General features: G+C 67.1%; 20 protein-coding genes. 6 read left to right on the forward strand and 14 right to left on the reverse strand.

The features are described from left to right. Positions 1–105: 105 nt before the first annotated feature. The 8 genes from AC06E7_RS17420 to ligA all read right to left on the reverse strand — a co-directional run bounded on the left by AC06E7_RS17420 (position 106) and on the right by ligA (position 12267). Positions 106–555: an REP-associated tyrosine transposase gene (locus AC06E7_RS17420; RefSeq protein ID WP_478065459.1), complete on the reverse strand. Its 450-nt coding sequence runs from the start codon at positions 553–555 to the stop codon at positions 106–108. 126 nt (positions 556–681) lie between these two features. Further along, complete coding sequence (locus AC06E7_RS17425) at positions 682–3231, reverse strand: membrane-bound PQQ-dependent dehydrogenase, glucose/quinate/shikimate family (protein WP_478065460.1); 2550 nt, start codon at positions 3229–3231, stop codon at positions 682–684. A gap of 185 nt (positions 3232–3416) precedes the next feature. Continuing rightward, entirely contained in the window at positions 3417–6131 is a 2715-nt protein-coding gene (gene gyrA / locus AC06E7_RS17430; protein WP_478065461.1) for a DNA gyrase subunit A, read from the reverse strand. Positions 6132–6419: 288 nt separating this feature from the next. Continuing rightward, positions 6420–7481 (reverse strand): S-methyl-5-thioribose-1-phosphate isomerase, encoded by a 1062-nt coding sequence (gene mtnA / locus AC06E7_RS17435; protein WP_210130573.1) that lies wholly within the window; start codon positions 7479–7481, stop codon positions 6420–6422. A gap of 20 nt (positions 7482–7501) precedes the next feature. Then, entirely contained in the window at positions 7502–8203 is a 702-nt protein-coding gene (locus tag AC06E7_RS17440; protein WP_184127086.1) for a DUF3011 domain-containing protein, read from the reverse strand. A gap of 156 nt (positions 8204–8359) precedes the next feature. Beyond that, positions 8360–9304, reverse strand: a complete 945-nt coding sequence (epmA, locus tag AC06E7_RS17445; protein ID WP_217537554.1) for an EF-P lysine aminoacylase EpmA — start codon at positions 9302–9304, stop codon at positions 8360–8362. Continuing rightward, positions 9301–9786, reverse strand: a complete 486-nt coding sequence (locus AC06E7_RS17450; RefSeq protein WP_068852860.1) for a GNAT family N-acetyltransferase — start codon at positions 9784–9786, stop codon at positions 9301–9303. Before AC06E7_RS17450 ends, epmA begins: the two co-directional genes overlap by 4 nt. 18 nt (positions 9787–9804) lie before the next feature. Further along, positions 9805–12267: an NAD-dependent DNA ligase LigA gene (ligA, locus tag AC06E7_RS17455; protein ID WP_478065462.1), complete on the reverse strand. Its 2463-nt coding sequence runs from the start codon at positions 12265–12267 to the stop codon at positions 9805–9807. A 163-nt stretch (positions 12268–12430) separates the two neighbouring features. Between ligA and AC06E7_RS17460 the strand changes: the two genes are divergently transcribed. Beyond that, positions 12431–13552 (forward strand): pyridoxal phosphate-dependent aminotransferase, encoded by a 1122-nt coding sequence (locus tag AC06E7_RS17460; RefSeq protein WP_478065463.1) that lies wholly within the window; start codon positions 12431–12433, stop codon positions 13550–13552. A 3-nt stretch (positions 13553–13555) separates the two neighbouring features. On the opposite strand, the gene zipA is transcribed toward AC06E7_RS17460, so the two are convergent. The 6 genes from zipA to AC06E7_RS17490 form a co-directional block, all read right to left on the reverse strand. Then, positions 13556–14290: a cell division protein ZipA gene (gene zipA / locus AC06E7_RS17465; RefSeq protein WP_478065465.1), complete on the reverse strand. Its 735-nt coding sequence runs from the start codon at positions 14288–14290 to the stop codon at positions 13556–13558. A 43-nt stretch (positions 14291–14333) separates the two neighbouring features. Next, positions 14334–17837 (reverse strand): chromosome segregation protein SMC, encoded by a 3504-nt coding sequence (gene smc / locus AC06E7_RS17470; RefSeq protein ID WP_478065466.1) that lies wholly within the window; start codon positions 17835–17837, stop codon positions 14334–14336. A gap of 190 nt (positions 17838–18027) precedes the next feature. Beyond that, complete coding sequence (gene rplI / locus AC06E7_RS17475; RefSeq protein WP_184127032.1) at positions 18028–18477, reverse strand: 50S ribosomal protein L9; 450 nt, start codon at positions 18475–18477, stop codon at positions 18028–18030. A gap of 151 nt (positions 18478–18628) precedes the next feature. Continuing rightward, positions 18629–18859, reverse strand: a complete 231-nt coding sequence (rpsR, locus tag AC06E7_RS17480; RefSeq protein WP_002804494.1) for a 30S ribosomal protein S18 — start codon at positions 18857–18859, stop codon at positions 18629–18631. Positions 18860–18870: 11 nt separating this feature from the next. Continuing rightward, positions 18871–19308, reverse strand: coding sequence for a 30S ribosomal protein S6 (gene rpsF / locus AC06E7_RS17485; protein ID WP_068852876.1), 438 nt, complete (start codon positions 19306–19308; stop codon positions 18871–18873). A 165-nt stretch (positions 19309–19473) separates the two neighbouring features. Beyond that, entirely contained in the window at positions 19474–19812 is a 339-nt protein-coding gene (locus AC06E7_RS17490; RefSeq protein WP_068852879.1) for a HesB/IscA family protein, read from the reverse strand. A gap of 129 nt (positions 19813–19941) precedes the next feature. On the opposite strand from AC06E7_RS17490, the gene asnS reads away from it, so the two are divergent. From asnS to can, 5 genes are read left to right on the forward strand one after another with little or no spacing between them, the layout of a single operon-like run. Beyond that, on the forward strand, positions 19942–21336 hold the full coding sequence (gene asnS, locus AC06E7_RS17495; protein ID WP_184127034.1) for an asparagine--tRNA ligase: 1395 nt from the start codon (positions 19942–19944) through the stop codon (positions 21334–21336). 22 nt (positions 21337–21358) lie between these two features. Continuing rightward, a complete protein-coding gene (locus AC06E7_RS17500) occupies positions 21359–21664 on the forward strand; it encodes a hypothetical protein (protein WP_093532547.1) in 306 nt (101 codons plus the stop codon). Continuing rightward, a complete protein-coding gene (locus AC06E7_RS17505; RefSeq protein WP_068852887.1) occupies positions 21661–21975 on the forward strand; it encodes a hypothetical protein in 315 nt (104 codons plus the stop codon). Before AC06E7_RS17500 ends, AC06E7_RS17505 begins: the two co-directional genes overlap by 4 nt. 7 nt (positions 21976–21982) lie before the next feature. Further along, positions 21983–22612 carry an FMN-binding negative transcriptional regulator gene (locus AC06E7_RS17510; protein ID WP_426805060.1) on the forward strand — a complete coding sequence of 210 codons (630 nt, stop codon included), beginning with the start codon at positions 21983–21985 and terminating at the stop codon, positions 22610–22612. Further along, on the forward strand, positions 22612–23274 hold the full coding sequence (can, locus tag AC06E7_RS17515) for a carbonate dehydratase (protein ID WP_068852892.1): 663 nt from the start codon (positions 22612–22614) through the stop codon (positions 23272–23274). The genes AC06E7_RS17510 and can overlap by 1 nt, the downstream gene beginning before the upstream one ends. The last annotated feature ends 8 nt before the right edge of the window (positions 23275–23282 follow it).

Here is a 23282-nt window from a genome sequence, read left to right on the forward strand (position 1 = left end):
ATTTGCTGGTCGGCTGTTTTTTTGTTTCGCGAAGAGCAGCCGACTAACAGTCGGCTCTACCGTCGGCTCTACCGTCGGCTCTACCGTCGGCTTTGCTCCTTCCCTCTACAGCTCCCATCTGCACCATGCATGTGGATAGTCGCCTATCCGTTCCGCAAGCTTTGCACGTACCGGATTGGCAAGAATGTACATTGCCTGTTCGCGAAGTGACTCGTCGCTCCGGATCGCATGGTCGTAGTAGCCCGGCTGCCAGACGGCGCCGCTACGCTTCCGACATCGATTCATCTGGTAGCTGCTGCGCGCCTTGAAGCGCTGCACGCAATAGCCCAGCGTGTGGGTCCGCAACTGCGCCAGCCAGTGGATGTGGTCAGGCATGATGACCCACGCCAGTGAGGCGGTGAAGCCTTCTTCGTCCATCGCGCGAAGGGTTCGGCTCACGATCTGAACACAGCGCTCGTCGTCGAAGCTGCGTTGCCGATGCTGGCAGACCAGGGTGAGCGCGTAGACGTTGCCGATGTGGGACCAGCGGCCATAGTGGAGTTTTGGGCTGCTCATGCGCTCAGAATGCCTTGCGCTTGTTGGCAGTGGCATCGGGGTTGTTCTCGTTCTTTCGCGGTGGAGCAGCCGACTGACAGTCGGCTCTACCCTAGCCCCGGTGGAGCAGCCGACTGACAGTCGGCTCTACCGCTGGCTCTGGCCGTTTTTGCTTCCCTTTGGCAACGCGTATGCCATCACGTAATCGCCGGCCGGGGTTTCCATGAAATGGTGGCCGCCGGCCATGATCACCACGTACTGGCGGCCGTCGTATTCGTAGACCATGGGGTTGGCCTGGCCACCGGCGGGGAGCTTGGCGTGCCACAGTTCCTTGCCGGTCTTCAGGTCGATGGCGCGCAGCAGGTCGTCGGTGGCGGCGGCGATGAAGATCAGGCCGCTGGCGGTGACCGCCGAGCCGCCGTTGTTCGGGGTGCCGATCTCGATCGGCAGGCCGGAGCGGATGCCGAACGGGCCGTTGCCGCGCGCGCTGCCGAACGGACGGTCCCAGAGCAGCTGGCCCGTGCGCAGGTCGATGGCACGGATGCCCCCATACGGCGGCTGCTTGCACAGCAGTCTGGTGAACGGCAGGCGCCAGCCGGCGTTGACGTCGATGGCATACGGGGTGCCGGTCTGCGGGTCCCCTGCCCCTTCGGCGCCGCCGCGGTCGGCACGCACCTGCTCGCGTGGCACCCAGCCCTTGCGGTCCGCTTCGGCGCGCGGCACCAGCCGGTTGTAGTTGGGCATGTCGTTGTAGTTGGCCACGATCACGCCGTGGCGCGGATCCACCGCGACGCTGCCCCAGTCCGAACCGCCGTTGTAACCCGGGTATTCGATGGAATGACGGTCTGCAGTGGGCGGCGTGTAGAAGCCCTGGTAACTGGCCTTGCGGAACTGGATGCGGCAGACCAGCTGGTCAATCGGCGTGATGCCCCACATGTCCCGCTCGGTCAGGTCGGGCTTGCGCAGCGTGTGGTACAGCGAAAACCGCTGGGTCGGCGCGCGTTGTTCGGGCTCAACTCCGCCGCCGGGCACCGCGCGCTCTTCCGCCGGCGTCAGCAGTTCACCGGTGCGCCGGTCCAGCACGTACAGGTCGCCCTGTTTGGTCGGCAGCAGGATCGCCGGCACCTTGCCGGCGGCGGTCGGGTAATCGATCAGCGTGGCCTGTGAGCCGAGGTCGTAATCCCAGACATCCTTGCGCACGGCCTGGAAGTTCCACACCGGTTTGCCGGTGGCCACGTCCAGCGCCACCAGCGAGGTCGCGTAGCGGTTCTGGTTTTCAGTGCGCGAACCGCTCCAGTAGTCGCCCGCCGAATTGCCCATCGGCAGGTACACCAGCCCCAGCTGCTCATCGCCGGTCGCGGTGGTCCACATGTTGGGGGTGCCGCGCGTATACGTCTGGCCCTGCGGTGGCAGCCCGCTGCGGTCGGGTGTATCCATGTCCCATGCCCAGCGCAGCTTGCCGGTCTGTGCGTCGTAGGCCTGGATGACCCCGGAAGGGGCATCGCGGCGCTGTCCGTCCAGCACCTGGTGGCCGGTGACGATCACCCCGCGCACGATCGCCGGCGGCGAGGTAATGGACACATAGCCCGGAGGCACCTCGCCCATGCCCAGGGTGATGTCGACCTGGCCGTTGTTGCCGAAGCCCGGACACGGCCGGCCGGTGGCGGCGTCGACGGCGATCAGGCGCCCATCCAGCGTGCCTTCGATGATGCGCGCCGCGCACAGCGCGCGGTTGCCCGCGGCGAGCGGCCGGTTGCCCATGCTGGGCGGGGGTTCGGGCAGCGCCAGGTCGGCGGCGACGTCGGCCAGCACCGGATCCACCTGCGGCACGCCCGGCACTTCGTAGTAGGCCACCCCGCGACATGCGGCCGTGTAGGGAATGGATGCGTCTTTCACCTTGGGATTGAAGCGCCAGCGCTCCTTGCCGGTGGCCGCGTCCAGCGCGATGAGCTGGTTGCGCGCGGTGCACAGGTACAGGCTGTCGCCCACCTTGAGCGGGGTGGTCTCGGCGCCCCAGCGCTTCTTCGGCAGGTCGCCGGTGCGGAACTGCCAGGCCAGCTCAAGGTCGCCGACGTTGGCCGGCGTGATCTGCTGCAGCGGTGAATAGCGCGTGCCCGCGTTGCTGCGGCCCCAGGCGGTCCAGTCGCCCGGGGCGGGCTGGTCGGCCGGTTGCGGGCTGGCCTCGCGGGTCGGGGCGAGTCCGGTACCGGCGGCATCGACCGGGAATGCCTGCGCACCGGCCACCGCGCCGTGCGGGACGAAGGCCAGGGTGAATGCCACCGCGAACACCAGGCCCAGCGCCCCGGCCAGGGTGCGGGAGATGCGACGCGGCACCGGCGTGCGCAGGGTCGGCAGCAGCAGCGCGAGCAGGAAGCCCAGCGCGGTGATCACCCCCAGGCGCGGCACCCATCGCCAGTAGTCACTGCCCGATTCCCACCATGTCCACAGCAGCGTACCGACGAACACCAGGAGGTAGGCCCATGCGCCGGCGCGGCGATTACCCCACAGCAGCACGCCTGCGGCAAGCAGTCCTGCCCCGGCCAGGACGTAGTACCAGGACCCGCCCAGTTGCGCGAGCCAAGCGCCCAGGCCGCCCAGTACAAGTCCGAGCAGCAGCAGGACCAGCGCGAGCACGGTGATCAGGGGGTGGCGCGGCGGCAGCACCACGGGCGGCTCTGAGGACGGCACAGCGGACATCGGCGTTCTCCCCGGTACGGCGGAACCCTGGATGCTGCCGGCCTCCCCTGCTGGCCGGTTTTTTTGAAGCTTATGCCTGTTCGGGTGTGAATGGGGTGGGATTTTCTTCGGGCTTAGGGCTCCAGGTGCCGGAAACGAAGAACGCCGGCGTTGGCCGGCGTTCTCCGTAATGCGTTGCGGGTGGATCAACCCTGCGGGTTTTCGTCGCCTGCGACCGGTGCCGGGGCGGTGTCGACCGGCGTTGCCGCAGTCTCCACCTCGTCCTCGACATCGTCGATGGACGCATCCATCCGCTCCACCGCCTGCAGCTTCTCGTCCTTGGACAGGCGGATCAGGGTCACGCCCTGGGTGTTGCGGCCCACGCGCGAGATTTCCGAGCCACGGGTGCGCACCAGGGTGCCACCGTCGGAGATCAGCAGGACCTCGTCGCGCGAGCCCATCAACACCGCGCTGACCAGCTTGCCGTTGCGCTCGGTGGTCTGGATGCCGATCACGCCCTGGGTGCCGCGGCCTTTGCGCGGGTAATCCGGCAGCGGGGTGCGCTTGCCGTAGCCGTTCTCGGTGGCGGTCAGGATGTACAGCATGCTGTCGTCGTCGCCACCTTCGATCACGGCATCGCCGTTCTCGACCGTGGTCTCTTCCACCTGCACGTCGTCTTCGCTCTCGTCCTCGCTGCCGCCGGCACGCTCGGCCACGATCAGGCTGACCACTTCCTCGCCCTTGGCCATCTTGATGCCGCGCACGCCGGTGGCGGTACGGCCCATCGAGCGGACCCGGTCCTCGCCGAAGCGCACGGTCTTGCCGTTGGAGGCGAACAGCAGGATGTCGCGGTCGCCGTCGGTCAGGCCGACGCCGACCAGCGCGTCACCTTCATCGAGGTTGATCGCGATCTTGCCGCGCGCCAGGCGGAACGCGAACTCGCTGAGCGGGGTCTTCTTGACGGTGCCGTTGCGGGTGGCGAAGAACACGAACTGGCCTTCGGCGTACTCGCGTACCGGCAGCACGGCCTGCACCCGCTCACCGGATTCCAGCGGAATCCAGTTGATGATCGGGCGCCCGCGCGCATTCGAACCGGCTTCGGGCAGCTGGTGTACCGGCAGCCAGAACACCTTGCCCGAGCTGGTGAAGGTCAGCAGGGTGTCATGGGTGTTGACCAGCCACAGCTGCTCGATGAAATCCTCTTCCTTGGTCGACGCCGCGCTGCGACCACGGCCGCCGCGACGCTGGGCACGGTAGGCACTGACCGGCTGGCGCTTGACGTAGCCGGCGTGCGACACGGTGACCACCACGTCTTCCGGCGCGATCAGGTCCAGGATGTCCAGGTCTTCTTCGCTGTGGCGGATCTCGGTGCGGCGTTCGTCGCCGAACTCGGTGCGCACGTTGACCAGCTCTTCGCGGATGACCTGCAGCAGGCGGTCCGGATCTTCCAGGATGTGGATCAACCCGGCGATGGTTTCCAGCAGCTGCTTGTATTCTTCGGTCAGGCGGTCCTGCTCCAGCCCGGTCAGGCGGTGCAGGCGCATTTCCAGGATCTGGGTGGCCTGGATCTCGGTCAGCTGGTAGCCACCCTCGATCAGGCCCACGCCCTTGGGCAGGTCTTCCGGACGCGAGGTTTCCGCACCGGCCGCCCCCAGCATCGAACCGACCAGGCCCGGTTCCCACAGGCGCGCGAGCATGCGCTCGCGGGCTTCATTGGGATTGGGCGAGGTCTTGATCAGTTCGATCATCTCGTCGATGTTGGCCAGCGCAACGGTCAGGCCTTCCAGCACGTGGGCACGGGCGCGCGCCTTGCGCAGCTCGAACACGGTGCGGCGGGTGACCACTTCGCGGCGGTGGCGCACGAAGGCCTCGAGCATCTGCTTGAGGTTCATCAACTGCGGGCGGCCATCGACCAGCGCCACCATGTTGATGCCGAACACCGATTCCATCTGGGTCTGCTGGTAGAGGTTGTTCAACACAACTTCCGCCGACTCGCCGCGCTTGATTTCGATGTAGATGCGCATGCCGTCCTTGTCGGACTCATCGCGCAGCTCGCTGATGCCTTCGAGCTTCTTTTCCTTGACCAGCTCGGCGATCTTTTCGATCAACCGGGCCTTGTTCACCTGGTACGGGATCTCGGTGACGATGATCGATTCGCGGCCGTTGTCGGCCACTTCGATATCGGCCTTGGCGCGGATGCGCACCCGGCCACGACCGGTGCGGTAGCCGGCAACGATGCCGGCGGTACCGTTGATGATGCCGGCGGTGGGGAAATCCGGGCCCGGGATGTACTCCATCAGGCCGTCAACGTCGATCTCGGGGTTCTCGATCAGCGCGATGCAGGCGTTGATCGCCTCGGTCAGGTTGTGCGGCGGGATGTTGGTCGCCATGCCCACGGCGATACCGGCCGAACCGTTGACCAGCAGGTTCGGGAACCGGGTCGGCATGACCGTCGGCTCCAGTTCCTTTTCGTCGTAGTTGGGCTGGAAATCGACGGTTTCCTTGTCGATGTCCGCCATCAGCTCATGGGTGAGCCGCGACATGCGCGCTTCGGTGTAACGCATCGCCGCGGCGGAGTCGCCGTCGACCGAACCGAAGTTACCCTGGCCATCGACCAGCATGTAGCGCAGCGAGAACGGCTGCGCCATGCGCACCAGGGTGTCGTACACCGACTGGTCGCCATGCGGGTGGTACTTGCCGATGACGTCACCGACGATACGCGCCGACTTGTAGTAAGGCTTGTTGCTGTGCGCGTTCAGCTCGTTCATCGCGTACAGCACGCGGCGATGCACCGGCTTGAGGCCATCGCGCGCATCCGGGAGGGCGCGCCCCACGATCACGCTCATGGCGTAATCGAGGTAGCTCTTGCGCATCTCGTCTTCCAGGTTGACCTGGATGATTTCCTTGGCGTTTTCTGCCATTCGGGTTCCGTTGTCTGGTAGCGGTCCAGTCCGTCGCGCCGGCCCTTGCGGGGCGGCGGCGTCGGAATCTCGATTAACTGACGGAGTCTACCACAACGGGGCCCTTTCCGCCGCCGTTTACGGTGTTTTTACCTGCAGGAATCAGGGACTTAGGTGCGGCTTCGGGACAATTGCGCAAGACCGCCGATGTGAGGGCCGATCGGCACCGCCAAGGCCGACCAACGGTCGGCGCTACCAACCCCACGGCCACGTCATCCCGGTAGCGCCGGCCGTTTGGCCGGCCTACGGTCAACCGAACGCAGCCTGCATGTTGGCCACGGTGGGATTCAGGATCACGCCCTTCTCGGTCACGATCGCGTCGATCAGCTCGCCCGGGGTCACGTCGAATACCGGGTTCCAGGCGGCGATGCCCTCGGCCACGGTGCGGGTACCCCCCACGCCATACAGCTCGCCCGGGTCGCGCTGCTCGATCTCGATCTGCGCACCGTCGGCGGTGTCCATGTCCACCGTGGACGACGGCGCCACCACCATGAACTTCACCCCGTGGTGGCGGGCGGCGATGGCCAGCTGGTAGGTGCCGATCTTGTTGGCGGTGTCGCCGTTGGCACAGATGCGGTCGGCGCCAACGATCACCCACTGCACTGCCCCGGTCTTCATCAGGTGCGAAGCGGCCGAATCGGCGATCAGGGTGGCGTCGATGCCGTCCTGCTGCAGCTCCCACACGGTCAGGCGCGCGCCCTGCAGCCACGGCCGGGTCTCGCCGGCAAACACCCGGCCGATGCGGTGCTGGGCCATGCCCGCGCGGATCACGCCCAGTGCGGTACCGAAGCCGGCCGTGGCCAGCGAACCGGTATTGCAGTGGGTCAGCACGCCGCTGCCGACATCGATCAGGCCGGCGCCCAGCGCGCCCATGTGGCGGTTGGCAGCCAGGTCTTCGTCGGCGATGGCCTGCGCTTCGCGGGCCAGCACCTGCGCCCAGTCGGCACCGGCGGGCGCCACGGCGCGGCGCATGCGTGCCAGCGCCCAGGCCAGGTTGACGGCGGTCGGGCGTGACGCGTTCAGGCGCTGCAGCGCCGGTTCCAGCTTGGCCAGCGCCTGCGCACCATCATCGGCCTGCACCTGCTGCGCGGCCAGCACCACGCCCCACGCGGCAGCGATGCCGATTGCCGGGGCGCCGCGCACGGTCAGCGCATGGATGGCCTCGGCCACCGCGTCGCTGTCACGGCATTCCACGTGTTCGACCACGAACGGCAGCTTGCGCTGGTCGAGCAGCTGCAGGGAATCACCGGTCCACAGGATCGGACGGATGTGGTCGTAGCGGGCGTAATCGATGTCGGGGGATGCGTTCATCCCGTCATTGTAACGGGCGCTCAATTCACATGGAATTCGGCGCGGCAGCCGTTGTCCACCCATACCCCGCGGGCATCCCAGCCCCAGTCGCGGCCTTCCTCGCAGGGGCTGCCGGACAGCTGCTTGACCAGCGTGGCGCTCTTGCTGATGCCCGCCCCGCAGAACCGGCGCTGCCGCGACTTGGATTCGCAGACCAGCGGGCGCGGCACATCGAGGAAACCACTGCCATCGGCCGCGCCCACCTCGAAGTCGCCCTGGCAGCCCCGGGTAACCCACACCTCGTTGCGCTTGACGCCCCAGCTGTGCCCTTCCCGACACGGCATCGCCGACAACTGACGCAGCAGCCGCACCGGCGCGCCCTGCAGGATCACCGGGCAGCTCTGCGGGCGGCCATTGGATTCGCAGCGCAACACCCGGCGCACCTTGCGTTCGCCACCGCTGCTGGCACCGGGAGCGCCACGGCTGCGGAATTCGGCCCGGCAGCCGAGCGTGACCCACACCCCGGTGCGATCAGTGCCCCATTCCGAGCCGCGCACGCAGCTGTTGTCGGACAGTTGGCGGACCAGGTCGACGCCGTTGGCGACCGGCATGTCGCAATGCACCCATTCCATGTCGCGCGACTGGCAGCGCACCACCTGCCCGGCATAGCCGGTCTCGGCCCACGCCGACAGCGGCAGGCAGGAGGCGAACAGCACCAGCCCCAACGCCGGCAGGCGCCACATCGGGGCGGACGGCGTTGGTGCAGCAGCTTCCACCCGTTTCATCAACTCCATACACGCCGCCACTGAACGATTACGTCGCCACCATCCGACATCGGGTGTGATCAGAGCATCATCACGCAACCCGCGCAAGACACTTTCATGGAGACTTCACTACGTTCAGGCGTGGGCAAAATCGAATGCCAGCACATCGGCAATCCGGCCGGTACGGTTCATCGCCATCAACAGGCGGTCCACGCCTACCGCCACGCCTGCGCAATCCGGCAGCGCGGGCAACGCATCAAGCAGGCGCTCGTCCAGCGGCGGCAGCACGCTGCCGCGCGCCTGCCGCACGGCGTGGTCGCGCACGAAGCGGGCACGTTGTTCGTCGGCATCGTTGAGCTCGTGGTAGCCGTTGGCCAGCTCGACCGCGCCCAGGTACAGCTCGAAACGTTCGGCCAGCGGCGGCGTGCCCGGCCGCACCCGCGCCAATGCGGCCTGGCTGGCCGGCCAGTCATGCACCACCGTCATCTGGTCATCACCGAAATGCGGCTGGATGCAGTGGGTCATCAGCAGGTCCAGCCAGTCGTCGCGGGTCAGCCCGTCGGCATCGATGCGAACCTCGGCCAGCGGTGCCTGCAGCTGCTCAAGGCTGGCCTCGAACGGATCCAGCCCCACGTGCGCCTGGTACAGACTGCGATAGTCGAGCACCTGCAGTGTCGCGTCGCGTCCGACCAGCGCCAGTGCCGCGCGCACCAGCGCCACGGTTTCATCGATCAGGCGGTGATGATCCCAGCCCACCCGGTACCACTCGAGCATGGTGAACTCGGGATTGTGACGCCCCCCGGCTTCGCCATTGCGGAATACCCGGCCCAGCTCGTAGCAGTCCCCCACGCCTGCGGCGAGCAGCCGCTTGAGCGGGTACTCCGGCGAGGTGCGCAGCCAGCGCTGGGCGCTGCCTGCGTCGACGTGGCCACTGAAACGCGTGTGGAAACTGTCGATGTTGGGTTCGGTGTTGCCGGCCGCCGAGAGGATCGGCGTTTCCACTTCCAGCACGTCGCGTTCGGCAAAGAAGGCGCGGATCAGCGCGTTCAACGCCGCACGCTGGCGCAGCGCGGCAATCACGCGCGCGCGTCCCGCAGGCGGCTGGCCAGCTGCAGGGTGAGCAGGCTGCGGGTGTCATCGACATAGCCGGTGGCCAGGTAGAGCCGGCGTGCCAGCTCGTTGTGATGGTTCACCTCCAGCCGCATGCGCTCCACCCCGCGCGCGTTGGCGCGCTGTTCCAGGATGGCCAGCGCCTGCTTGCCGCGGCCACGGCCGCGTGCGGCATGGCTCAGGTACAGCTCGTCGAGCAGCGCGAAATGACCGCCCTGCTCCAGGCTGAAGCCCATGGCCAGCGCGGCGTGGCCAACGACCTCACCGGTTTCGGACAGCCACAGCAGCACTTCGCCGTTGCGCGGATCTTCCAGCAGTGCGGCCAGGGCGCGCCGCACGCGCGCTTCGTCGAAGTCCAGCTGGTCTTCGGCGTAAAACTCGCGCATCAAGCCGACCACCAGTTCGGTGTCGGCGACGGTGGCGAGGCGGAAGTCGAGGGGGGACGTCTGCATGAAGGATTCAATCCGTTTTCAGTGGGCCGCCAGGAACGCGACCAGGCGGTCTTCATCCCAGACATCGATGCCCAGTTCGGTGGCCTTGGTGAGTTTGGAGCCTGCCTCGGTGCCGGCGACGACGAACGAGGTCTTTTTCGAGACGCTGCCGGCGACTTTGGCGCCCAGCGCTTCCAGGCGCTCCTTGGCTTCGTCGCGGGTCATCTGGGCGAGCGTGCCGGTCAACACCACGGTCTGGCCCTCAAGCGGTCCTTCGCTTTGGCTGGTGGCCTCAGGGGCGCGCTCCAGCAGGGTGCGCCGGTATTCATCGGCCTTGAGCAGCATCGGCCCATGCCCATCGCGGTCGAGCCAGTCGGCCACGCCCAGCGCCACTTCATTGGGCAGGCCGGCGGCGACCAGCTGCACCGGTTCGGCATCCAGCACGCTGGCGGCATCGGGCAGCATGGCGGCCAGTTTCTCCGCGCGAAGGCGGGTGATCCCGGGGATTTCGGCCTCGACCAGCAGCTGCGCGAAGTCCAGCCCGTCGCGAAGCTTGGCGCTGGGCGGATGGGCGTCGCTGATGCGCACCTGCCCGACCTGCAGCAACGCGTCGATGGCCTCCTGGTTGCCCGGCTGCTCGAAGAAGTGGCCGAGCGAGCGCGCCACTTCACCGCCGATGTCCGGCACGCGCTTGAACAGCGGCCACGGCAGGTGGCGGATGAGTTCCAGGTCACCGAACCAGGTGGCCAGCGCCTTGGCCGTGCTTTCGCCCACGTGCTCGATGCCCAGCGCGAACAGCAGCCGTTCCAGCGTGGTGGTGCGGCTGGCGTCGATCGCGGCGATCAGGTTGTCGGCCCACTTGGTGGCGATCTTCTTCGTGTTCCAGCTGAAGGTCGCTTCCAGGGCAAGGGCACGGGCGCGCCAGCTGTCGTCGGTGGCATCCAGCGCCAGTACCTCGCGCAGGTACTGGCCACTGCCTTCGGGCGGCAGGTGCAGGCCAATCTGGTTGGCCAGTGCCTGCGGCGATTCGGCGTCCAGCACCAGCTTCAACTGCAGCAGCTGGTCGCGGGTGATCCGGTAGAGGTCGGCCACGCCCCGCACGATGCCGGCATCGACCAGGGTTTCAATGTACTTGCCACCCAGCCCGTCGATATCCATCGCGCGGCGCGAGGCGAAGTGCGCGATGGCTTCCTTGCGCTGCGCCGGGCAGCTCAGCTCGCCCGAGCAGCGCCATGCAGCAGCGCCCTCCTCGCGCACGATCTCCGAGCCACATACCGGGCACTCGGTCGGCATGCGCCACGGCGAGGTGCCCGCCGGGCGGCGGTCGGCGATGACGCTGACCACTTCGGGAATGACATCGCCGGCGCGGCGTACGATCACCGTATCGCCCACGCGCACGTCCAGCCGCTCGATCTGGTCGGCATTGTGCAGGGTGGCGTTGGACACGATCACCCCGGCCACGGCAACCGGGTGCAGGCGCGCCACGGGGGTGGCCGCGCCGGTACGGCCGATCTGGATTTCGATCGCCTCCACCGTGGTGGTCTGCTCCTGCGCCGGGAACTTGTGCGCGATGGCCCAGCGCGGAGCGCGCGACACAAAGCCCATCTGTTCCTGCCCGGCACGATCGTCTAGCTTGTAGACCACGCCGTCGATATCGAAGGCCAGGCCGTCGCGGCGTTCGCCGATGTCACGGTAATAGGCGAGCAGGCCCTCGCCGCCCTCCACTACCTGGCACAGCTCGCTGACCGGGAAACCCCACTCCTTGAGCTGGGCCAGCGTGGCCGAATGGGTCGGCGGCAGTTCACCACCCCGCACTTCGCCGATGCCGTAGGCATAGAAGCTCAGCTTGCGCCGCGCGCTCATCTTCGGATCGAGCTGGCGCAGCGAACCGGCGGCGGCGTTGCGCGGGTTGGCCAGCACCTTGCCTTCGTGCAGGCGCGCATCGGCGTTGTAGGCCTCGAAATCGGCGCGGGCCATGTACACCTCGCCGCGCACTTCCAGCACCTGCGGCCAGCCACTGCCCTGCAGCGTGTGCGGGATCACCTTGATCTGGCGCAGGTTGGCGCTGACGTCCTCGCCCGTGGTGCCGTCGCCGCGGGTGGCGCCCTGCACGAAGCGGCCGTTTTCGTAGCGCAGGCTGATGGCCAGGCCATCGAGCTTGGGTTCGGCCGAGAAGCGCACGGTATCGCGGCGCAGGCGCTCACTGATGCGGCGCACGAAATCCTGCACCTCCTCATCGCTGAAGGCGTTGCCCAGCGACAGCATCGGCACTGCATGGCGCACCTCGGCAAAGCGCGAGGCCGCCTTGCCACCGACCCGCTGCGTGGGCGAATCGGCATTCACCAGCTCCGGGTGGGCCTGTTCCAGCGCTTCGAGTTCGCGCACCAGGCGGTCGTACTCGGCGTCGGGAATCAGCTGCTCATCGCGGTCGTAGTAAGCCTTGCCGGCCTCGTCGATCTGGCGGCGCAGGATCTCGGCACGTTGGGCGGGACTGGGACTCATGCGACAGGCATCCTGGTAGGGCTGTGAATTCTAGGCGCTGCCGTAAACAACGACCACCCGCGCGGTCCGCGTCGGAATCCGACGCACTACCGCCGAAGTGGCTTGCCGGCCCCGCCGCGTGGCGCTAGCGTGCCGGAATTGTCCCGCCTTGGGTGTTCCTGCCATGTCATCGACCGTCACGTCCCGCCGTTCCTTCCTGCAGCTGGCCGGTACCGGCCTGGCCCTGTCCGGTATCGGCCTGGGTCCTGCGGTTTCCAGCGCCGCCCTCCCCGCCCGCGCTGCAGGTACCGGCCCGGTGCTGCTCAACTTCAATGAAAGCCCGTACGGTCCGTCGCCTGCCGCGCAGGCCGCCGCGCGCGCGATCGTGGCAGACAGCGGGCGCTACCTGTTCGCCCTGGCGGGCGAGCTGCGCGATGCGTTCGCGCAGCAGGAAGGCCTGGCTGCCGAGCGCGTGCGGCTGTTTCCCGGTTCCAGCGAACCGTTGAACCGCGCCGCCGTGGTCTGGACCTCGCCCAGCGCCGGGCTGGTAGTGGCCGACCCGACCTTCGAAAGCCTGGGGGACCTGGCTGCCGCGCGCGGTGCCACGGTGGTGAAGGTGCCGCTGCGGGCCGATGGTGCCCACGATGTGCGGGCGATGGTGGATGCGGCCAGGCAGGTCAACGCCGGGTTGCTGTACCTGTGCAATCCCAACAATCCCACCGGCTCGATCACGCCCGCCGACGACATTGCCTGGTTGCTGGCGAACAAGCCGGTGCAGACGCGCCTGCTGGTGGACGAGGCCTACCTGCAGTTCAGCGCACAGCGCTCGGTGATCGCGCAGGTGATGCAGCGCGATGACGTGATCGTGCTGCGCACCTTCTCCAAGCTGTACGGCATGGCCGGATTGCGCCTGGGAGTGGCCGCGGCCCATCCGGACCGGTTGCGCGAACTGGCCAGCCTGGGCGACAACCCGCTGCCGGTGACGGCGTTGGCGGCGGGGCTGGCGAGCCTGCGTGAGCCTGGGCTGGTGGAACAGCGTCGCGAGCAGAACACGCGGGCGCGGCAGGCCACCGTGGAATGGCTGCAGAAGCGCGGTTTCCGCTGCCTGCCGACAGAGGCCAACTGCTTCATGGTCGATGTGCAGCGCGATGGCGCGGCATTCACCAGGGCGATGGCCGAACGTGGCGTGGTGATCGGCCGCAGCTGGCCGATCTGGCCGCAGGTCGTCCGCGTGAGCGTGGGCACCGAAGCGGAGATGGCCGCGTTCCGCGACGCATTCTCAGCGGTAGTTGGATTGAAAGGTTGACGGTTACCAGCGCGGGGCTTTGGTCAGTGGCGGCGCCTGGTGCTGCCGGTCGTAGGCGCGCAGCTCGTCACGGATGTGCGCGATGCGCTGGCGGCCAAGGCTGGCCTTGCTGTCGTCAAGCACGACCGCATCGAGCAGCTCGGCCATGCGCTCCACCGTCGGCAGCATCTTTTCCCAGGCATCCAGTGCGGTCATCGGCGCCGGCAGGGTCAGGAAGAAGGCGATGGCCGGGGTCTCCATCTCGCGGATGGTGGCCATGTCGAAACTGCCCGGCTTCATGATGCTGGCCATGGAGAAGATCGGGCCGCGCTCGGGGTGGCCTTCCACCAGCCGGTGGAACACGTTCATGTGGCCAAACACCAGGCCGGTCTTTTCGGCGGCCACCACGATGTCTTCGCCGCGCAGCATCTCGCCGGCGCGGGCGGCCACGAACAAGGACACGATCTTGTCGAAATCCTGGCTGGCGCGCTTGCCCAGGTCGCTGGCGGGGCTGGCATCCACTTCGGGCAGGCCCAGTTCGGCCTGGGTTACGCCGTTCTCATCAGTGAAGCCGGCGCCGGCGGCACCCCCTTCCTGTTCGCCCAGCAGCGGTTCACGGCGCTGGCCTGCAGCACCGTCGGCACCTTCCACGCGGCGGCCCTGCGATTTTTTACGCGGCCGGCCAAACAGGAAGATCGCAGCAATCAGCAGCAGGCCGGCGGCCAGGATGCCGATGCGGAGCATTGCCATGTCGGACATTCGAGGGGTCTCCGGCTAAATACGTTCAGGTAAGCATGGCACGTCAGGCCGCGCCCGCCAATCGTGCCGCCTCTTCCAGGTCCACGCTGACCAGGCGGCTGACGCCCGGCTCGCGCATGGTCACGCCCGAGAGCTGGTGCGCTGCCTCCATCGTGGCCTTGTTGTGGCTCACAAAGAGGAACTGCACCTTCTCGCTCATTTCCTTGACCATGTTGGCCAGGCGGCCCACGTTGGCTTCATCCAATGGCGCGTCCACTTCGTCCAGCAGGCAGAACGGCGCGGGGTTGAGCTGGAAGATCGCAAATACCAGCGCCACCGCGGTCATCGCCTTCTCGCCGCCGGACAGCAGCGAGATGCTGGACACCCGCTTGCCAGGCGGGCGCGCCATGATGGTCACACCCGTGTCGAGAAGGTCTTCACCGGTCAGTTCAAGGTACGCGTGGCCGCCACCAAACAGGCGCGGATACAGCTGCTGGACCCCGGCGTTGACGCGGTCGAAGGTGTCCTTGAAGCGGCCGCGGGTCTCGCGGTCGATCTTGCGGATGGCGTCTTCCAGGGTTTCCAGTGCGGTGGTCAGGTCGGTGTTCTGCGCATCCAGGTACTCCGAGCGCTGCGAGGCCTCGCCGTACTCCTGGATGGCGGCCAGGTTCACCGGCTCGAGCCGGCGCATGCGGCCATCGATCTGGTGCACGGTCTGTTCCCAGTCGCTGATGCGGGCATCTTCGGGCAGGGTGTTGATCACATCCTGCAGCACGAACCCGGCCTTCTCGACCGAAGCGGTGAGCTGTTCCGCGCTGAGCACCAGCGCCTGCTGGTCGAGCTTGCGCTGGGAAATGCGCTCGCGCTGGGCCAGGGCCTGTTCGTCGCGCTGGTGGCGGGTCTGTTCGAAGGTGCGCAGTTCGGCATCGATGCCTTCCAGCAGCGTGCGCGCTTCGCCCAGCACGCGGTCGGCACGCACGCGCTCGCCGAGGGCGTTCTGGTGTTCGGCTTCCAGGGTCAGCACCGGCGAGTCGCCGTCGTCGAGCTGGGAATGCAGTTCGCCCAGGCGCGAGTCAAGCTGGCCACGCTGGGTGCTCATGCGCTCCAGGGCCTGGCTCAGCGAGGCCACCTGGGTGCGTTGCGATTCAAGGGTCAGGGCCAGCGAATGCGCACTCTCGCGCACGCTGCGCGCGGCTTCGCGGGCGCGGTCGCGGGCTTCGCCAAGCTGGCGGCGCTCGCTTTCCAGCGCATGGCGGACCGATTCCAGGTCGCCCATGCTGTTGACCGCTTCATCCAGGCGCGCACGGGCTTCGCGCACCTGTTCGCGGCTGGCGTCCAACGTCTCCAGCAGCTGCGAGAGCTCGGCTTCGATGCGATCGATGCGGTTACGCGCGGATTCGACCTTGCCCTGCTGGCTCTGCAGCTGGCCACCCAGTTCGGACACGCTGCGGTGGGCAACGTAGAGCTGGCGCTGGGCGTCTTCGCGCTGCTGTTCGCCGGCCAGAAGCTGATCACGGAATTCGGCTAAGCGGTTCTCCAGCTCGGCTTCGCGTTCCTGCAGGGTATCGATCTGTTCGCGCAGGCTGACGATCTCGCGTTCGCGCAGCAGCGCGCCCTGCTTGGCCGCGCCCGAGCGCGACACGCGCACCCAGCCTTCGCCCAGGCGCTCACCGCCCCGGGTGATCACCGAATCGCCCTCGCCCAGCGAGGCCTGCAGCGCACGCGCCTGTTCCAGGTCCTCGGCGGCATGCAGGCGGGCCAGCAGGCGGCGGATGGCGGTGGGGCCCTCCACCTTGGCCGCCAGCGAGGTCGGGGCGACCTGCAGCGGGCTCTGGTCGGCAGAGACCAGCGCGATGCGCCCGTCACCCAGCTCGGCCAGTGCGCCCACCAGCTGTTCCGGTGCATCGACCAGCACGCCTTCGATCAGCTGCCCCAGCGCGCTTTCCACGGCGTTTTCCCAGCCGCTCTCCACCGTGAGGCGTTCGCCGACGCGCGCGCCCGAATCCAGCCCGTGTTGCTTGAGCCACGCCACCGCCGCGCCCTGCTCCTGGCCGAGCGCGGCCTGCTGCAGGGTTTCCAGCGAGGACAGCCGGCCACGCGCGGCCTGGGCCTGCTTGCGGATCTCGGCGAGCTCGGTCTGCCCGGTGCGCTGGCGCTCCTGCAGGCCGGCCACGGCTTCCTTGCGGGCTTCCACCTGCTCGGTGAGGCCGTCCAGCGAGGCTTTCTGGGTTTCGTGCTGCAGCTGCAGCTCTTCGAACACTTCGGCCAGCGCGTCCAGGTCCAGCCCGGTGCGCTCGCCAGTGAGGGCTTCGCGGCGGCGATCGGCTTCGAGCACCTGGCGGTCAAGGTAGTCGACGCGGGTGCGCTCGACTTCACCGGCGCGCGAGGCTTCGGAGGTCGTGCGGGTATGCGCTTCCCAGCGCGCCTGCCAGTCGGCCAGTCTGGCCTCGGCGTCGCGCAGGGCTTCCTGCTTGATCTCGTTTTCTTCCTGCAGCTGTTCGAGCTGCGGCTCGGCCAGCTCCACCGCTTCGCGCAGAACCATCAGCCGGGCTTCGTCGCCGCTGATGTGCTGGCCCAGTTCGGCCAGCGCCTGCTGGGTTTCGTCGCGGGCCTTGTGCAGGCGCTGGGACATTTCGCGCTGGTGCTGGATCTGCTGTTCCAGCCGGGCCAGCGTGCTGCCCACCTGGTAGACCTCGGCCTGGGCGGTGCTCAGGGCATCGGCGGCTTCTTCGCGGCGCACGCGGCTGGTTTCGATGCGGGCTTCGGCGTCGCGCTGTTCGGCGATGAACTGCTGCAGCCGGGTTTCTTCCTGGGACAGCGCTTCGCGCAGGCCGCTGAGGCGGGTATCGAGGTTGCGGAACTCGAGCGCCTTCCACTCGGCATCTTTGACCCGGCGCTCTTCCTGCAGGCCCTGGTACTGCTCGGCCTGGCGCGCCTGGCGCTTGAGGTGTTCGAGCTGCTTGCCGATTTCCTCGCGCAGGTCGCCCAGGCGGTCAAGGTTCTCGCGGGTGTGGCGGATACGCGTTTCAGTTTCCTTGCGGCGCTCCTTGTACTTGGAGATGCCGGCGGCTTCTTCCAGGTAAACGCGCAGGTCTTCGGGGCGGGCTTCGATGATCTGGCTGATCATGCCCTGTTCGATGATGGAGTAACTGCGCGGGCCCAGGCCGGTGCCGAGGAACAGATCGGTGATGTCGCGGCGGCGGCACTTGGTGCCGTTGAGGTAATAGTTGCTGCTGCCATCGCGGCTGACGGTGCGCTTGACCGAGATTTCGTTGAACGAGGCGTACTCGCCGCTGATGGTGTGGTCGGTATTGTCGAAAATCAGTTCGACGGTCGCCTGTGATACGGGCTTGCGCGCGGACGAGCCGGAGAAGATCACGTCGGTAAGCGAATCGCCACGCAGGCGGCTGGCCGAGCTCTCGCCCATGACCCAGCGCACCGCATCGATGATGTTGGACTTGCCACAACCATTGGGCCCGACCACGCCGGTCATGTTGGTGGGCAGATGCAGGGTGGTCGGGTCTACGAAGGACTTGAAGCCGGACAACTTGATCGTGGACAGACGCATGGCGTGGTTGGCTTTAGGACAGTCGCGATGGGCCGAGTATAACGGCGCGGGTGTTTCGCGGGCGGTTAGGGGCGAGCGGGCAGTTTCCGAGGCCGACCAACGGTCGGCGCTACCGGGTTTAGCCGCCCGGAAACAAAAACGGGCACCCTCGCGGGCGCCCGTTTCAGCGATTCCAGCCTTGCGGCAGGGATCAGGCTTCGGCTTCCACCACCACCTTGACGGTGGTTTCGACGTCGGCGTGCAGGTGGATGACCACCTCGTACTCGCCCACGTTGCGGAAGGCGCCTTCGCCCAGGATGACTTCGCTCTTTTCCAGCGGCAGGCCGGCCTTGGTGAAGGCTTCGGCGATGTCACGCGGGCCAACCGAACCGAACAGCTTGCCTTCGGTCGATGCATTGGCGGCAACGGTGACGCTCTTGCCTTCCAGCGCAGCCTTGCGGGCTTCGGCCTCGGCCAGGATCGAGTCGGCCTTGGCCTGGTACTCGGCGCGCTTGGCCTCGAACTCGGCCACGTTGGCGGCGGTGGCCGGAACGGCCTTGCCGGTCGGGACGAGGAAGTTGCGGCCGTAGCCCGGCTTCACTTCAACCTGGTCGCCCAGGCCGCCGAGGTTGGTGACCTTCTGGATGAGAATCAGCTTCATGGTGCAGCTCCAATATATGTATTCGTTAGCGAGGCAGGCCCCGCAGCGTTTGGCTGTCCGAATATCCGAACGGTAGACCCGGCACCGCCCGCTGCCAAACGGCGCGGGCGGTGGGGACTACGAAAGCGGCGACCGGGGTCGCCCGCTTTCATCAGACGTCGTGGTTGTCGGTGTACGGAATCAGGGCCAGGAAACGGGCGCGCTTGACGGCCGTTGCCAGCTGGCGCTGGTACTTCGACTTGGTACCGGTCACGCGGCTCGGCACGATCTTGCCGTTCTCGGTGAGGTACTGGCGCAGGGTGTTGAGATCCTTGTAATCGATCTCCTTGACACCTTCGGCCGTGAACTTGCAGAACTTGCGGCGACGGAAGAACTTGGACATGTCAGTGCTCCTTAAGCGGCCGAAGCGGCGTCGTCGCCGGCATCGTTGTCAGCGGCGGGGGTGGTTTCGCCTTCTTCGTCATCACGACGACGACGCTCACCACGCTCGGGCTTGTCGCCCTTCTCGTCCTTGCTCTTCATGATCAGCGACTGCTCGGTGTCGGCGCCCGGGCGCACGATGACCAGGTTGCGCAGCACGGCGTCGTTGAAGCGGAAGCTTTCGGTCAGTTCGCTCAGCACGGCCTGGTCAACTTCGATATTGAGCATGACGTAGTGGGCCTTCACCAGGTTCTGGATCGGGTAGGCCAGCTGACGACGGCCCCAGTCTTCCAGACGGTGGATGGTGCCGTTGCCGTTCTCGACCAGCGCCTTGTAGCGCTCGATCATGGCCGGAACCTGCTCGCTCTGGTCCGGGTGGACCATGAACACGACTTCGTAATGACGACTCATGTGTATTTACCTTTCGGATGTGGCCCTTTCGGGCCGGACAGCCCCCCGCAGGTGAACGCGGTGGAGCAAGGGTCCTGCCAGGAATCAGGCAGGAAGCCGCGCATTATCGCAGCAGAGGCGGTTCCGGGCAAGCCAGGCGGTGCCGTGGGGGCACCGGGGCCGGATTCAGGCCTTGTCGGCCTCGGTGGTGAAGCTCTCGCCGCAGCCACATTCGGCGGTGGCGTTCGGGTTCCTGAACGTGAAGGTTTCGCTCAGCCCCTGCTTGCCGAAGTCGATTTCGGTGCCATCGACCAGGGCCAGGCTGTCGGCATCCACGTAGATCCGCACCCCCTCCTGCTCGAACACGGTGTCGCCGGGGCGCTCGTCGCGGGCCAGATCGGTGACGTGGCCCCAGCCCGAACAGCCGGTGCGGGTCACGCCGAAGCGCAGGCCCAGGGCACCCGGGGTCTGGGCCACGAACTTCTCGACACGGGTGAAGGCAACAGGGGTAAGGGTGACAGCCATGACGGACGACTCCAGCAGATGGGACACATTATAGGTCCACGGCCCAGTCAGAAATGCCTCGCAAGCAGAACGCTGCAACCGTTAAACTCCTCGTTCAGAGATCGAGTCGATCAACAGAGGATTCAAGTCATGACGGTGGTCAGCGTTGAACATGCGCTTGCCGGGAAGATCCCGGAAGGCGGCGAGGCAACAGTACGGGGCTGGGTGCGTACGGTGCGCGGGTCTGCGGCGCTTGCCTTCGTCAATGTCACCGATGGCTCCTGCTTCGCCCCCATCCAGGTGGTGGCCAATGACACCCTGGGCAACTTCGACGCGGTGAAGGCGCTGACCCCGGGCTGCTCGGTCATCGCCCGCGGCACCCTGGTCAAATCCCAGGGCAAGGGCCAGTCGTTCGAGATCCAGGCAAGCGACATCGAGATCGTCGGCCTGGTCGAAGATCCGCTGACCTACCCGATCCAGCCCAAGCCGATGAGCGCCGAGTTCCTGCGCGAAGTGGCCCACCTGCGCCCGCGCACCAACCTGTTCGGCGCGGTCACCCGCATCCGCAACTGCCTGGCCCAGGCCGTGCACCGATTCTTCCACCAGAACGGGTTCAACTGGATCAGCACCCCGATCATCACCACCTCCGACGCCGAAGGCGCCGGGCAGATGTTCCGCGTCTCCACGCTGGACATGGTGAACCTGCCGCGCACCGCGCAGGGCGAGGTCGATTTCAGCCGCGACTTCTTCGGCAAGGAAACCTTCCTGACCGTGTCCGGCCAGCTCAATGTCGAGGCCTACTGCCTGGCGCTGAGCAAGGTGTACACCTTCGGGCCGACCTTCCGCGCCGAGAACTCCAACACTACCCGCCACCTGGCGGAGTTCTGGATGATCGAGCCGGAAATCGCCTTCGCCGACCTGGCCGAAGACGCGCGCCTGGCCGAGCAGTTCCTGAAGTACCTGTTCCGCGCGGTGCTCGATGAGCGCGGCGACGACCTGGCCTTCCTGGCCGAGCGCGTGGACAAGAACGCGATCAAGAAGCTGGAAGACTTCATCAACGCGCCGTTCGAACAGATCGACTACAGCGAAGCGGTGAAGCTGCTGCAGAACTCCGGCAGGAAGTTTGACTTCCCGGTCGAATGGGGCCTGGACCTGCAGACCGAGCACGAGCGCTGGCTGACCGAGGAACACATCGGCCGCCCGGTGGTGGTGACCAACTACCCCGAGCACATCAAGGCCTTCTACATGCGCCTGAACGACGACGGCAAGACCGTGGCCGCGATGGACGTGCTGGCCCCGGGCATCGGCGAGATCATCGGCGGCAGCCAGCGCGAAGAGCGCCTGGACGTGCTCGACGCGCGCATGGCCCAGTTCGGCCTGGACCCGGCCCACTACGGCTGGTACCGCGATTTCCGCCGCTACGGCTCGGTGCCGCACGCCGGTTTCGGCCTGGGCTTCGAGCGTCTGGTGGTATACGTGTGCGGGCTGGGCAACATCCGCGATGCGATCCCCTACCCGCGCGCACCGGGCAGCGCCGAGTTCTGATTCTTCCCACGGAGGCACGCCCATGACCCTGTTCTTCGCGCTGTGCTTCGTCGGCGTGGCGATCGCCGGGTTCAGTGCCTTCGTGATCTTCTGGCCGCTGACGCTGGTGCATATCCGCGACCGCCACCCTGCCCTGGCCGACCGCTTCGGCAGTGGTGCCTTCCTGCGCCCGGACGCGCTGCGCTGGCTGCTCGGCCGCGATTACCGCGACACCCCCGACCGCTCGCTCTCGGGGCTGGCCACGCCGGCCTGGCTGTCGCTGCTCACCCTGCTGGCCGGACTGGGCATGGCCGCCCTGCTCTGGCTGCTTTCGATGGTACTGACATGACTGACATCACCGCCCACCACGACCAGTGGTTCCTCGCCAGCCTGGGCAACACCCTGATCTGGGCACGCCTGCGGGTCCGCCCGGGCGGCACCGCCGAAGTGCTCGACAGCGACGGCAATACCCTCAGCTACGACAGCGAGGACACTGCACGTTCGCAGCTGTTCGACGCCGAGTTCGTGGCGTTTGATGGCCTGGACGAGGAAGACGCGCTGATCCGCGGCTTCAGCCTGCACGAAGTCAGCCCGCCCCAGGCCGACAGCGACGACGCGCTGCGCGGCCACATGGTGGTCAGCCTCGGCGCGCGCGCCTGAGCCGAGCATGTTCATCCCGGCCGACTTCGTTGAGACCGACCTGGCCTGGCTGGACCGCCTGCTGGAACGCGATGCGTTCGTTACCGTGGTCACCACCGGCAGCGACGGCCTGCCGCAGGTGACCCTGCTGCCGGTGGTGTACCGGCGCGACGGCGATGACATCCTGATCGAAGGCCACTGGGCCCGGCCCAACCCCCAGGCCGGCCACGCAGGTCCGGCGCTGGTGCTGGTGCACGGCCCGCATGGCTACGTGTCGCCGGGCTGGTATCCGGACAAGGACGCAATGGCCCGCGTACCGACGTGGAACTACGCGGCCGCCGAGCTGCGCGGCACGCTGGAACCAGTGACCGATCCGGACGCCCTGATCGACATGCTGGACCGGCTCAGCGCCAGGTACGAAGCGCAGGTCGGCGGCGACTGGGACCTGCTGCCGATCGAGCCGCGCCAGCGGCGCATGCTGGCCGGCATCATCGGCTTCCGCTTCCGCGCCCGGCAGGTGCAGATCAAGCTCAAACTGAGCCAGAACCATCCCCAGGCCAACCAGCACGGCGTGATCGACGCGCTGTCGGCCCTCGATTCCCCTCCTTCGCATGAGCTGGCGCAGTGGATGCGCTGGAAACTTGAGGTACCGCACTGATGAAAGACATCCACAAGCTGCTGCAGAACAACCGTGACTGGGCCGACCGGATCGAGAAGGAAGACCCCGAGTTCTTCCACCAGCTGGCCAAGCAGCAGCACCCGGAATACCTGTGGATCGGCTGTTCCGATTCGCGCGTGCCGGCCAACCAGATCATCGGCATGGCACCGGGTGAGGTGTTCGTCCACCGCAACGTGGCCAACGTGGTGGTGCACACCGACCTGAACTGCCTGAGCGTGATCCAGTACGCGGTGGACCAGCTGAAGGTGAAGCACATCCTGATCGTGGGCCATTACGGCTGCGGCGGCGTGCATGCCAGCCTCAACAACACCCGCGTGGGCCTGGCCGACAACTGGCTGCGCCATGTGGGCGACGTGGCGCAGAAGCACGCTGCCATCATGGATGCGATCGAAGAGCCGGAACTGAAGCACGCGCGGCTGTGCGAACTGAACGTGATCGAGCAGGTGGTCAATGCCTGCCGCTCGACCATCGTGCAGGACGCCTGGGCGCGCGGCCAGAAGCTGATGGTGCACGGCTGGGTCTACAGCCTGAAGGACGGCCGGGTGCGCGAGATGGGCATCGACGTGGGCAGTCCCGAGGAACTGCAGCCGGCCTACGAAAAGGCCCTCTCCTACGTTCCGCGCCACGGCCGACGCGACTGACCCTTCCT

It is taken from the genome of Stenotrophomonas sp. Steno-Z4 (assembly GCF_056393145.1).